Source organism: Bradyrhizobium sp. CCBAU 11430, assembly GCF_028128855.1.
Classification (GTDB): domain Bacteria; phylum Pseudomonadota; class Alphaproteobacteria; order Rhizobiales; family Xanthobacteraceae; genus Bradyrhizobium; species Bradyrhizobium ottawaense.
Genome location: NZ_LBJV01000063.1, coordinates 72,341 through 84,339, shown reverse-complemented (window position 1 = coordinate 84,339; position 11,999 = coordinate 72,341). Strand labels below are relative to the sequence as shown.

At 63.3% G+C, this 11,999-nt stretch carries 10 protein-coding genes; 8 read left to right on the top strand and 2 right to left on the bottom strand.

Translation table 11 applies throughout. The features are described 5' to 3' along the window. Positions 1–63: 63 nt before the first annotated feature. The 5 genes from XI04_RS22775 (at position 64) to XI04_RS22755 (ending at position 7,642) form a co-directional block, all read left to right on the top strand. Positions 64–351 (top strand): hypothetical protein, encoded by a 288-nt coding sequence (locus XI04_RS22775; protein WP_028144254.1) that lies wholly within the window; start codon positions 64–66, stop codon positions 349–351. Positions 352–411: 60 nt separating this feature from the next. Further along, the gene (gene parC / locus XI04_RS22770; protein ID WP_028144255.1) at positions 412–2,670 is read left to right on the top strand and encodes a DNA topoisomerase IV subunit A; all 2,259 of its coding nucleotides are present in this window, start codon (positions 412–414) and stop codon (positions 2,668–2,670) included. Positions 2,671–3,044: 374 nt separating this feature from the next. Next, positions 3,045–4,589 (top strand): GMC family oxidoreductase, encoded by a 1,545-nt coding sequence (locus XI04_RS22765; RefSeq protein ID WP_271609623.1) that lies wholly within the window; start codon positions 3,045–3,047, stop codon positions 4,587–4,589. 1,121 nt (positions 4,590–5,710) lie between these two features. Next, on the top strand, positions 5,711–6,379 hold the full coding sequence (locus XI04_RS22760; protein WP_095426320.1) for a hypothetical protein: 669 nt from the start codon (positions 5,711–5,713) through the stop codon (positions 6,377–6,379). A gap of 303 nt (positions 6,380–6,682) precedes the next feature. Beyond that, positions 6,683–7,642: an ABC transporter substrate-binding protein gene (locus XI04_RS22755; RefSeq protein ID WP_028144939.1), complete on the top strand. Its 960-nt coding sequence runs from the start codon at positions 6,683–6,685 to the stop codon at positions 7,640–7,642. A gap of 326 nt (positions 7,643–7,968) precedes the next feature. On the opposite strand, the gene XI04_RS22750 is transcribed toward XI04_RS22755, so the two are convergent. After that, a complete protein-coding gene (locus XI04_RS22750; RefSeq protein WP_028144938.1) occupies positions 7,969–8,385 on the bottom strand; it encodes an SRPBCC family protein in 417 nt (138 codons plus the stop codon). 114 nt (positions 8,386–8,499) lie between these two features. Between XI04_RS22750 and XI04_RS22745 the strand changes: the two genes are divergently transcribed. The 3 genes from XI04_RS22745 (at position 8,500) to XI04_RS22735 (ending at position 10,861) form a co-directional block, all read left to right on the top strand. Beyond that, the gene (locus tag XI04_RS22745; RefSeq protein ID WP_131233219.1) at positions 8,500–8,697 is read left to right on the top strand and encodes a hypothetical protein; all 198 of its coding nucleotides are present in this window, start codon (positions 8,500–8,502) and stop codon (positions 8,695–8,697) included. Between the two features lie 40 nt (positions 8,698–8,737). Beyond that, positions 8,738–9,004, top strand: a complete 267-nt coding sequence (locus tag XI04_RS22740; protein WP_028144937.1) for a hypothetical protein — start codon at positions 8,738–8,740, stop codon at positions 9,002–9,004. A 234-nt stretch (positions 9,005–9,238) separates the two neighbouring features. Beyond that, positions 9,239–10,861: an ABC-F family ATP-binding cassette domain-containing protein gene (locus tag XI04_RS22735; protein WP_028144936.1), complete on the top strand. Its 1,623-nt coding sequence runs from the start codon at positions 9,239–9,241 to the stop codon at positions 10,859–10,861. Here the strand turns inward: XI04_RS22735 and XI04_RS22730 are convergent. Beyond that, positions 10,858–11,853, bottom strand: a complete 996-nt coding sequence (locus XI04_RS22730) for a glycerophosphodiester phosphodiesterase family protein (RefSeq protein WP_271609742.1) — start codon at positions 11,851–11,853, stop codon at positions 10,858–10,860. The genes XI04_RS22735 and XI04_RS22730 overlap by 4 nt on opposite strands. Positions 11,854–11,999 lie beyond the last annotated feature (146 nt).

Here is an 11,999-nt window from a genome sequence, read left to right as displayed (position 1 = left end):
CCGGGGAACGAAGTAGGGCTGGTTGAGTTCGCTTCCTCAGGTTCCATAGCGGGGACAGCCTAAATGTTGATCAGAGGTTTCGCCTTGTCCGCGGCGCTGCTTGCGTTTGCGCCTGATGCAATGGCCGGCGAGCCGCAACCCGGCGTGTTTCGCCGGGCGTCCTGTACGGTCGTCCGGTACTATGTGGCGAAATATTCTGCTGCGGCCGCAGAGACATGGGCGCGGTCGAAGGGAGCGACGGAGGCTGAAATCGAGGCCGCCCGGCGGTGCCTGACCAATGTGCCGGCGCCGGCCCAAACGCCTGGTGGGACCCAGACCCAGACCGTGACGGCCGGCTGGGCCGGGCATTAGCCGCCCACAGGGAACCAATCCATCCTTGCCCGATTCGCTTCCACGGTTTAACCGGGCGGCATGGGAAAACGAATCGTTCCGCCGGAAGAACCGGCCGAAATTCACGAGGTGCCGCTGCGTGAAGCGCTCGAGGAGCGTTATCTCGCCTATGCGCTCTCCACCATCATGCACCGCGCGCTGCCCGACGCGCGCGACGGCCTGAAGCCGGTTCACCGTCGTATCCTCTACGGCATGCGCCTGCTCAGGCTCGACCCCGGCACGGCCTTCAAGAAATCCGCAAAAATCGTCGGCGACGTGATGGGCTCGTTCCATCCGCATGGCGACCAGGCGATCTACGACGCCATGGTGCGCCTCGCGCAGGACTTCTCCTCGCGCTATCCGCTGGTCGACGGCCAGGGCAATTTCGGCAATATCGACGGCGATAATCCCGCCGCCTACCGCTACACCGAAGCGCGCATGACCGACGTCGCGCGGCTTCTGCTCGACGGCATCGACGAGGATGGCGTCGAGTTCCGCGCCAATTACGACGGCCAGTCGAAGGAGCCGGTCGTGCTGCCCGGCGGCTTCCCGAACCTGCTCGCCAACGGCGCGCAGGGAATCGCGGTCGGCATGGCGACCTCGATCCCGCCGCACAACGCGGCCGAGCTTTGCGAAGCCGCGCTGCATCTGATCGAGAAGCCGGACGCCAAGTCCAAGGCGCTGATGCGGTGGGTCAAGGGGCCCGATTTCCCGACCGGCGGCATCTGCGTCGATTCCAAGCAGGCCATCGCCGAAGCCTACACCACCGGCCGCGGCTCGTTCCGCGTTCGCGCGCGGTGGGAGCAGGAGGAGGGCGCGCGAGGCGCCTGGGTCGTCGTCGTCACCGAGATTCCCTTCCTGGTGCAGAAGTCGCGGCTGATCGAGAAGGTCGCCGAGCTGCTCGACCAGAAGAAGCTTCCGCTGGTCGGCGACATCAGGGACGAATCGGCCGAAGACGTCCGCATCGTCATCGAGCCGAAATCGAAGAACGTCGATCCCGCGCTGATGATGGAATCGCTGTTCCGCCTCACCGAGCTCGAAAACAAGATTCCGCTGAACCTCAACGTGCTGATCAAGGGCCGCGTGCCCAAGGTGGTGGGTCTTGCGGAGTGCCTGCGCGAATGGCTCGACCATCTGCGCGACGTCCTGATCCGCCGCAGCAACTACCGCAAGGCCCAGATCGAGCACCGGCTGGAAGTCCTCGGCGGCCTCCTGATCGCCTATCTGAACATCGACAAGGTCATCAAGATCATCCGCACCGAGGATGAGCCGAAGCCGGCCTTGATGAAGGAGTTCAAGCTCACCGAAGTGCAGGCCGAAGCCATCCTCAACATGCGCCTGCGCTCCTTGCGCAAGCTCGAGGAGATGGAGATCCGCACCGAGGACAAGAACCTCCGTGCCGAACTCAAGGGCATCAACGCGGTGCTGGCCTCGGAAGCCGAGCAGTGGAAGAAGGTCGGCGAGCAGGTCGGCAAGGTCCGCGACATGTTCGGACCGAAGACGCCGCTCGGCAAGCGCCGCACCACTTTTGCCGACGCGCCCGAGCATGATCTGGCCGCGATGGAGGAGGCCCTCGTCGAACGCGAGCCGGTGACGGTCGTGGTCTCCGACAAGGGTTGGATCCGCACCATGAAGGGCCATGTCGAGGATCTCTCGGGGCTCGCCTTCAAGCAGGACGACAAGCTCGGCTTCGCGTTTTTCGCCGAGACGACCTCGAAGCTGCTGCTGTTCGCCACCAACGGCAAGTTCTACTCGCTCGATGTCGCGAAGCTGCCAGGCGGCCGTGGCCACGGCGAACCGATCCGCCTGTTCATCGACCTCGAGCAGGAGGCGGCGCCCGTCGCGCTGTTCGTCAACAAGGGCGGACGCAAATTCCTGGTCGCGAGCAGTGAGGGCCAGGGCTTTGTCGTCAACGAGGACGATTGCGTCGGCACCACCAAGAAGGGCAAGCAGGTCCTCAACGTCGACATGCCGAACGAGGCGCGCGTGGTTACCGAAGTGCTGGGCGACACCGTCGCGGTCATCGGCGAGAACCGCAAGATGCTGATCTTCCCGCTCGACCAGGTGCCGGAGATGGCGCGCGGCCGCGGCGTGCGGCTGCAGAAGTACAAGGACGGCGATCTATCCGACGTTGCCGTGTTCGAGGCCAAGGCGGGCCTGACCTGGAAGGACTCCGCGGGCCGTGAATTCTCCGCGACCATGAAGGAGCTGGCGGAGTGGCAGGGCACCCGCGCCGACGCCGGCCGCCTGCCGCCGAAGGGTTTCCCGAAGTCGAACAAGTTCGGCCGGGGGATCGGGTAGGGCGGGCTCGTGTCCCGGACGCGCTGCAACGCTCTTGGCGTTGCTGCGCAGAGCCGGGACCCATGCTGCACGGATTGCTCTGAGACATGGGCCCCGGCTCTGCAACGCACCGCCGAAGTGGCGCTGCGCTGCGTCCGGGGCACTCGTCAATGTGTGGTACACATCTGTCTCCCCTTCGCCATTGCGAGCGAAGCGACTTGTCCGCCGAAGCCTTTGGCGAAGGCGGGTGCAATCCAGAATCTCTCCGCGGCGGCAGTCTGGATTGCTTCGTCGCTTCGCTCCTCGCAATGACGCGCGGCGAAAGCGCCACTGTCCAAATGCCATCCTGCTGATATCATCAGCCATCCCGGTATTCTCCGTTGAGACCTAACGCGATGTACGATGTCATTGTTGTCGGCGGCGGCTCCGCTGGCGCCGCTGTTGCGGCACGGCTGTCCGAGGATCCTGCGCGGCGCGTGCTGCTGCTCGAGGCCGGCCGCGACTGGCGCGCCGATGAGGCGCCCTGGGAGGTGCGGACGCCGAATCCGATCCCGATCATCCACAAGCGCGAGTACCAGGAGAAATGGCAGTGGCCTGATCTGTTGTCGCGGCGCGTTGCCGGGCAGGAGGCGCGCTTCTACTGGCGCGGCAAGGGGCTCGGCGGCTCCTCGATGATGAACGGCCAGATCGCGATCCGCGGCGTTGCCGATGCGTTCGACGAATGGGCCGCCAATGGCTGCAGCGGCTGGTCGGCCAGGGAGGTGATGCCGCTATTCTCCGTGATCGAGGACGATCTGGAGTTCGGCGATGCCGAGGGCCACGGCCGCGGCGGGCCGCTGCCGGTCTATCGCGCGCCGCCGGAGACTTGGGGACCGATCGATCGCGGCTTGCGCGATGCGGCGCTGGCGAGCGGCTATCCCTGGTGCGCCGACCTCAACGGCCCCGATGGCGAGGGCGTTGCCTGCTATCCCATCAACAGCCGCAACAGCCGCCGCATCAGCACCAATGAAGGTTATCTCGAGCCGGCGCGCGGGCGCGCCAATCTGGAGATCCGCGGCCATGCGCTGGTCGATCGCGTCCTGATCAGCGACGGAAGGGCAACCGGCGTCCGTGTTCATGTCGAAGGGCAGGGCACCCACGAGATCAGCGCGCGGCAGATCGTGCTGTGCGCCGGCGCCATCCACAGTCCGGCGATCCTGTTGCGCTCGGGCGTCGGCCCGGCCGAGGAATTGAAGGCGATGGGAATTGGCGTCGCGCGCGACCTGCCGGTCGGCCGCCACTACTTCGATCACCCGCTGTTTCGCACCACGATTCAGCTTCGCGAGGAACTGCGTCCCACCGACCCCGACACCCGTCACACCAATTGCTGCGTGACCTATTCCTCGGGTCTCGCCGAGGGCGGCAAGCGCGACATGATCCTGATCGCCTTCAATCATCGCGGCATCGGCAATCCCGGGGCGATCGGTGCGGGCCTGTTCAACGCCTATTCGCGCGGCACGCTGAAGCTGGCCTCGACCGACCCCGCGATCGATCCCGTGGTCGAGGAGAACATGCTGGCCGATCCCCGCGACATGCTGCGCATGATGGATGCGGTGAGACGGCTCGCCGTGATCACGTCGCAGTCGGCGCTCTCAGGCATCGCGGACTGGATCCGGCTCGCCGACACCGATCTGACGCTGCCGCAGGCAGCTGCCCTGCCGGATCACGAACTCGATGCGGTGCTGCGCCGTGAGACCGGCGACATCCAGCACGCCGCCGGCAGCTGCCGCATGAGCGGCGCCGGGGATGCCGACGGCGTGGTCAATCCTGATGGCGCCGTGAAAGGCATCGCGGGCTTGCGCGTCGCCGACGCCTCGATCATGCCGTCCGACTGCCGCGCCAACACGCATTTCACCACGGTGGTGATCGGCGAAGCGATCGCGCGGATGATGATGCGGTAGCGGAATTGAGGGAGGCGCAGGGCGTCACAACACCGGTGTCATGCCTCGGCTTCACCGGGGCATCCAGTACGCCGCGGCGTCTTTTATCCGTCACGATTGCCTCTGAGATACTAGGTCGCCCGGTCAAGCCGGCGACGACACCGCGGGTGAGGTCAGGCCACCGTCACGTCAATGGTCATTTCCAACAGCAGGCGCACGTTCGCATTCTCGCGGCGCGTCTCGCCCGAGTCTTGCTTCTCGCACGCCCTCGAAAATGACAAGGGCGCAGGGAAGGCCGGGCGCCGGCTGGCACCCGAGATCCGTGCGCGACAGAAATGCACACGGGGTGGACCACAGGTGATGCCGGTCGCCCGGCCTTCCCTGCGCGAATGGTTTTAACGGTGTCCTTCGTGCTCTCCTCGGGGAGCGTTGCACTATTGCCCCCGTCGCCTTGCGGATGATCGATGCGCGCGCCGGTCGGCCGCCACATCACCGCAAGACTTGACGCACAGACCCCGGGCGTCGGGACCACACGACTTCTCCGTCCGCGCACGTCCTCGCTGGGAATCCGAGGGGTGGCGTGTGCTCGCCCCCGAAGCCATGCGAAGACGCTGTCAGCGTCGTGTCGTTCGCGCGGAAAGCCATTGCTCACGGCTGAAGCCGCCCTGCAATGCCCATCGCGCCCGACGCCGTCGCGTCCATCGCTGCCCAGCCCGCGGTTCGTGACGATCGCGATCCGCCCCTCGTCTCGGGCCAGGGTGATCAGTATGTACGACAAATCCGAATTTCGGTAAAGTGGAATATTTTGCGGGGCGGGGCTTGACGGGCGACGTAGCGGAATTGGTCGGCTGTTTTGCCCGACGGGCGCGCTGCGACGAGCTTTTTTTTTGAGGACGGGTGTTCGCGAATGGCAGCTTCCAAGGGCAAAGCGGAAGTCGTTCCGCTTGGTCGCCATCGACGGCTTGCGACCCGGACCGGAAGCTGACCGAGTTCGTGTATGAACCATTTGAATTGTGACCCCGACCAAGGGTCGAAGAGGGTTCGGGGAAATAGCGATAGGCGATCTTTGGCCGCTCCCGACGCCCCAGAAGCGATCGGGCGAGTGAAGAAGGCTTTGAGCCAAAATGATGAGCAATCGAGCTATGCAGAAGCGCTCAACCTTCAATGTAAGGCAATTCGGAGTTGATGGTCGAAAGACGTTCTTCTTGCTGCTTCTCCTTTTCGCGATCCCCGCGGGCGACTGCTCCGCGCAGACACCTCCGCCCCCAGTCAGCGAACATGCGTTCGAGCGCGTGCCGCCGACAGTCGTGAAGAGATTGGCGACCCGCTTTTCGCTAGGCGCATTCGCCGGCCGCTTCGAGGAGACGCGGCTCGGCGCGGTTCGTGAAGCCGTGGGCGAAGGGACCGTCCAACACCAGGGCGACGCTGGAGGTAGCATCTATTGGCTGTGCTATAGGCGCGCGCAGCATCGATTATGGGTCGTGTCCAGCGGAGAGATGGGCGGCCCGGACCATCTTGTCACAGAGGTCGTGGAAGAGCTCACCGAGAAAGACACCGAGACCTCGGCAGATTGCGCCATCATCCCGGAAAAGTTCGCGCCCCTCGTCTTCGACGGCAAGCTGCATTTGGGTATGTCGCGTTTGGAGGTAGTCAAGGCGCTGGGACCGCCGTCGAAGTCGGAAGCTGCTCAGATGGTGTATTACCACGAAGGAAAGCTCGCGGACGGTTTCGATGAGACCGCATGGTTCGTTCTCCGATTTCGTGAGAAAAAGCTCGTGTCCATGCGCGGCGGCAAGACCACGACGAATTGAAGTGGCAGCTATCCGCTCAATCTGGCGCTAAAGAGACGTTGTCTCTCGGTCATAAAGCAGACGCCACTTCGGGCGCCAAGGTCCGCTTTTGCCCCTTGCCGAAGGTCTCGCTGGTCATTGGAATGTCGCCCCACAGAGGTAGAGCGGACATCGTTTGGTTCGGCTGGAGGCGCGGCTTTTGACCCGAAGCGGGCATGCGCCATCTCGCCGCATTTGCGACGCGGCAGTTGCATTCGCAGCAAGTGCGACGACCATTGACACCTGATACTCTGCACCTGTCCCCCCAGCTGCGATGAGGATCGAATGAAGCGGCGGGAGTTCATGGCGACTGCTGCGGTGCTGGTCGTTTCGCCACGACGGTTGGGGGCGCAAGGAAGGCCTCGCCGAATCGGTTTCTTCGGTTTCTTAGATCCGATAGCTCGCGAAGCGTGGCGCACTGGCTTACGTGAAAGGGGTTGGATCGAGGGCAAGAACCTGCTCATCGAATATCGCAACTATGCAGACGCCTCGGATCGCTTGCAAACCTCTGCTGCGGAGTTGGTAGCCCTAGCTCCCGATCTGATAGTTGCCGCCGGGCCGCAAGCAGCCTCCGCCCTGAAATCGGCCGCCATTCCGATTGTCTTCGTGGTTGTTGCCGATCCTGTTGGACTTGGCCTGGTTCAAAGCCTCTCGCGCCCAGGCGGCAACATGACCGGTCTTACCTCGTGGGTTCCGGGAGATTGGTTTGGAAAACAAATCGAAATCCTCCGCGAACTGATACCCCATGCCGCAAAAATTGCGCTCTTAGTCAATCGCGACAACCCAATGCACAGGTTGCTGTTAGCTGAGGAGGTACCAAGCACAGCCCGAAAGCGCGGGGTCGCTCTGTCTATAGTCGAGGCGACTAAGACCGAGGAACTCGACACCGCCTTTGCTTCAGCAGCTGCCCAGCGCGCCGATGCAATGATTGTTTTTGGCGACATTCTGACCATTCGCCAAGCCCCGCGAGTTGTCGGGCTCGCGGCGGAGTACCATTTGCCCGCGATTTACTTCTTCCGACAATTCGCCGATGGCGGATTGGTCGTCTACGGCCCCGATATAGCCGATCTATTCCGCCGTGCAGGCGGCTACGTCGATAAGATCCTCAAGGGCGCCAAGCCTGCCGATCTGCCGGTAGAGCAGCCGACCAAGTTCGAGCTAGTCATCAACATGAAAACGGCGAAAGCGCTCGACCTCACTGTGCCGCCCTCGTTACTCGTTCGTGCCGATGAGGTGATCGAATAGAGATGGGATTTGCTGCGATGCATGAATCCAATGCCCGACGCTGCACCGATCACGAACGCAGTCTTTCCAGCGAGTTCCTTCACGCGCAGCCTTCCCGTGGAAGCGGACACCTGGCGCCAATAAGCCAAGTGTCCCCGGGCGCCATATGACCGCGTTTTCGAGCGATTGGGAAGCGTGCCGAATGTCCGCGCGTTGGCCCGTGGCTGACCTCGGTCGCCGCCTGTCGGATGTCAGCAAGCGACCCCAAGGGGACTATTCAATTTCCGTCAGGTACTCCGCGGAAATCCGACCACGCCTGTCAGGATCTCCATCTCCTGCCCACCACGTCACGACTTATTCTGTCTTGCCTCCACATATCGCGTGAAGCTGTCGAGGATCGCCTGCCAACCGCCTTGCTGTTGCTCGACGGAGTGCGTCGGTTCGCTATCGAAGACGACGCGGACGACAACGCCCTTTGGGCCGGGCACGAATTCAACTTCGGCCTTTCGATCGCCGAACGCGTATTCGATCCGCTTGTGTTCAACGATCTTCGTGTAAGTGCCGGCGAAGTCGAAACCCATGCTGCCGTCCTTGGCCTCCATGCGCGACGAGAACGCGCCGCCATCACGCAGGTCGACCGTAGCCCTGGTCGTATGCCAGTCGTCGGACGCTGCGTTCCACTTCACGATATCGGCAGGCGTCGTATAGGCACGCCAGACCTGATCGACGGGGGCTGCTACGTTGGTCTCGACGGTAATTCTCATGGGCATTGCTCCAGGTTCACTTTGACGGTTCGAGGCGACGACATCACTTCACGTCGCGGGTCCATACAGGGCACTTCCGGGAAGTGTCCACCCGAGGACGATCGAGACTGGCCCATGCCGACATGGTCACGCCGTTCATGTGTAAAAAAACGAAAGGGTGTCATCAAAACGCCTCTGGGCCATCCGCTATCGACCGCGATCAAATTCACGGGCACTATCTGTGGCGAGTTCGGTATCGGCGCCGAGGCAAAGATCATGACGCCGATGCCCGAGGCGGAAGTTGCTCTCGACGCGTCGAGGAACGGCCTCTAGCGCAGCTTGTTGGTCCGGGAAGCAGTCAGGAGGCGTGACCATGGAACGCATCAGCAAGGGCCAGATCCTCCTGCTCGCCGTTTTGGCAATGATCCTGATCCTGACCGGTGTCTGGGCCGTTTCGGTATGGAATGCCAGCAGCGGGGTCGAGATCGGCAAGCACGGCTGGATCGCGCTAGGCCTTGGCACATTTTTCTCCTTGCTGATCGGATGCGGACTGATGGCGCTGATGTTCTTCAGCAGCCGCAGCGGTCACGATGACAGCGCCGATCCCTTCCGCCACAAGCAAGACAAATCGGCCGAGTGACGTTCGAGGTCGCATCCAGCCCGCAACCAATTTCGGCGCGGCGAGCCGATCATGTCGCCTCCAAACTCAGAGGAAATGGCAATGATGCGGACGGTCGAGGTTTATGGGCCCCAGGCTGCGGGGTGAAAGGACGGAATTGGCACCCGGCAGGGCGGATCCGTACCCCGCCGGGCTTCCCCTGGGGGCCCGCATGGCCTATGACGCTGCAACGCAAAAATCCCCCAAAAGATACTCATGATCCGCCTCGACAACGTCAGCAAGCAAGCCGGCCACCAAATCCTATTCATTGAAGCCTCCGCCGCCCTCAACAAGGGCGAGAAGATCGGCTTGGTCGGGCCGAACGGTGCCGGCAAGACCACGCTGTTCCGGATGATCGCCGGTGAGGAACTGCCCGACGAGGGGCAGGTTTCGACCGATCGCGGCATCACCATCGGCTATTTCAACCAGGACGTCGGCGAGATGTCTGGCCGCAGTGCCGTGGCCGAGGTGATGGACGGGGCCGGTCCCGTCAGCGAGGTCGCGGCCGAGCTGCGCGAGCTCGAGGCCGCCATGGCCGACCCTGACAAAGCCGACCAGATGGACGAGATCATCACCCGCTACGGCGAGGTGCAGCACCGTTTCGAGGAGCTCGACGGCTATGCGCTCGACGGCCGCGCGCGCGAAGCGCTGTCCGGCCTCGGCTTCAGTCAGGAGATGATGGACGGCGACGTCGGAAAACTCTCCGGCGGCTGGAAGATGCGCGTCGCGTTGGCGCGTATTCTTTTGATGCGCCCCGACGTCATGCTGCTCGACGAGCCGAGCAACCATCTCGATCTCGAAAGCCTGATCTGGCTGGAAAAATTCCTGCACGACTACGAAGGCACGCTGCTGATGACCTCGCATGACCGCGAGTTCATCAACCGCGTGATCTCCAAGGTGATCGAGATCGATAGCGGCTCGCTCACCACCTATACCGGCGATTACGAATTCTACGAGCAGCAGCGGGCGCAGAACGAGAAGCAGCAGCAGGCGCAGTTCGAGCGCCAGCAGGCCATGCTCGCCAAGGAGATCAAGTTCATCGAGCGCTTCAAGGCGCGCGCCTCTCATGCCGCTCAGGTGCAGAGCCGGGTGAAGAAGCTCGACAAGATCGAGCGGGTCGAGCCGCCGCGCCGCCGCCAGAGCGTGGCGTTCGACTTTCCGCCGGCACCGCGCTCGGGCGAGGACGTCGTGGCGCTCAAGAACGTGCACAAGGGCTACGGAGCCAAGCGCATCTATGACGGGCTCGATTTCATGATCCGGCGTAGGGAGCGCTGGTGCGTGATGGGCGTCAACGGCGCCGGCAAGTCGACGCTGCTCAAGCTCGTCGCGGGCGCGAGCGAGCCGGACCAGGGCACGGTGGCTGTCGGCGGCAGCGTCAAGATGGGCTATTTCGCCCAGCACGCGATGGACCTGCTCGACGGCGAGCAGACGGTGTTTCAGTCGCTCGAATACGCGTTTCCGACCGCGGGGCAGGGCTCCTTGCGCGCGCTCGCCGGCTGCTTCGGCTTCTCCGGCGACGATGTCGAGAAGCGCTGCCGCGTGCTCTCGGGCGGCGAGAAGGCGCGGCTGGTGATGGCCAAGATGCTGTTCGACCCGCCGAATTTTTTGGTGCTGGACGAGCCGACCAACCATCTCGACCTCGCCACCAAGGAGATGCTGATCACGGCGCTTTCGGATTTCGAGGGCACCATGCTGTTCGTCTCGCATGACCGGCACTTCCTGGCGACGCTGTCGAACCGCGTGCTGGAGCTGACGCCGGAAGGCATCCATCAGTTCGGCGGCGGCTACACGGAATATGTCGCGCGGACTGGGCAGGAGGCGCCGGGGTTGCGGAGCTAATCTCTGCTCGTTCCCGCAACCTTGCCCGCAATCTTGGCGATGGCCTCGATCTCGTTGGTCCAGACGCCGCCGGAATAGTCTTGCGGCAACTGCGCGAACGCTTCCGGCGTATCGATGCCGGTGGAGAACTCTCCGCCGCTGTAGGGACCGAGCACGAACACCACGCTGTTGACGCCGTTCATGCGTGCGAGGAAGCGATCGGGCCAGCCCCATAGCCAGGGTGCGGCGTTGATCGGCACCAGCACCATCGCGTTGCGGCAGGCCGCCGGGACCAGGCCGGTCCAGCCATAGCCGATATAACGGATCAGGCAGTTCCGGATCGCCGCACGCGAGATCGTGCGGACATCTGGGGTGAGGTGACGGATCGCGTCGATGGGCTCGTCGCCGCCATAAACCATGACCGCGCGGCGCCGCTCGGCCGGCAGCGCATTCAGCACGCCGGCAAGTGTCTCGCCTTCGTTCGGGTCTCGGCTCTTCACGTTGATGAGGAGTTTCTTGTCAGGGAAGGTGGCCAACGCCTCGGACAATGTCGGCATCATTCCAATCCCCTTGCCGCGGAAGGGGAAGGTCTTGCCGCCGTCGGCGGTGTAGCCGTAGCCGATATCGAGCATTTTCAGCTTCGCCATACTCTGCTCGCGCGTGACGCCGTGGCCGTCGGTACGGCAGTCGAGCGTCCAGTCGTGGAATACGGCGAATTCACCGTCGGTCGTCGGATGCACGTCGAGCTCGACCACGTCGGCGCCGGCGTCAAAACCGGCGCGCATCGATGGAATGGTGTTCTCGAGATAATCGTGGGTCGGCGGCAGCATCCGCGCGGCGGTGCAGGTGTCGCTCTTCACATCGCGCTCATCGAAGCGTTGCGCCATGCCGCGATGGGCAAGCAGCACCGGCTTGCCGCCCTGATGCGGCGCCAGAAGGCTGGTGTTGTTGATGTAGACGCCTGCCGCGACGGCGATGATGGCTGTCGTCGCGAATTTGAGTTTCCAGCCCACAGATGATTCCCAATTCCGCGATCACCCTCAGTGGTATTTGAGGTTGATTTGCGGCGATCGTTTCGCAGGGGCGCTGTCCGCATCGCACCGCTTGAACGGCCCCATGCCAGTCGCTACGCTCCTGCAAAAAAGGGGAGTGAAACGGC

Bases quoted from the DNA above. Each gene is read 5' to 3' on its own strand.
- XI04_RS22775 (WP_028144254.1), top strand. From the start codon at position 64: ATGTTGATCAGAGGTTTCGCCTTGTCCGCGGCGCTGCTTGCGTTTGCG.
- XI04_RS22760 (WP_095426320.1), top strand. From the start codon at position 5,711: ATGCAGAAGCGCTCAACCTTCAATGTAAGGCAATTCGGAGTTGATGGT.
- XI04_RS22765 (WP_271609623.1), top strand. From the start codon at position 3,045: ATGTACGATGTCATTGTTGTCGGCGGCGGCTCCGCTGGCGCCGCTGTT.
- XI04_RS22755 (WP_028144939.1), top strand. From the start codon at position 6,683: ATGAAGCGGCGGGAGTTCATGGCGACTGCTGCGGTGCTGGTCGTTTCG.
- parC (WP_028144255.1), top strand. From the start codon at position 412: ATGGGAAAACGAATCGTTCCGCCGGAAGAACCGGCCGAAATTCACGAG.
- XI04_RS22745 (WP_131233219.1), top strand. From the start codon at position 8,500: ATGCCGACATGGTCACGCCGTTCATGTGTAAAAAAACGAAAGGGTGTC.
- XI04_RS22740 (WP_028144937.1), top strand. From the start codon at position 8,738: ATGGAACGCATCAGCAAGGGCCAGATCCTCCTGCTCGCCGTTTTGGCA.
- XI04_RS22750 (WP_028144938.1), bottom strand. From the start codon at position 8,385: ATGAGAATTACCGTCGAGACCAACGTAGCAGCCCCCGTCGATCAGGTC.
- XI04_RS22735 (WP_028144936.1), top strand. From the start codon at position 9,239: ATGATCCGCCTCGACAACGTCAGCAAGCAAGCCGGCCACCAAATCCTA.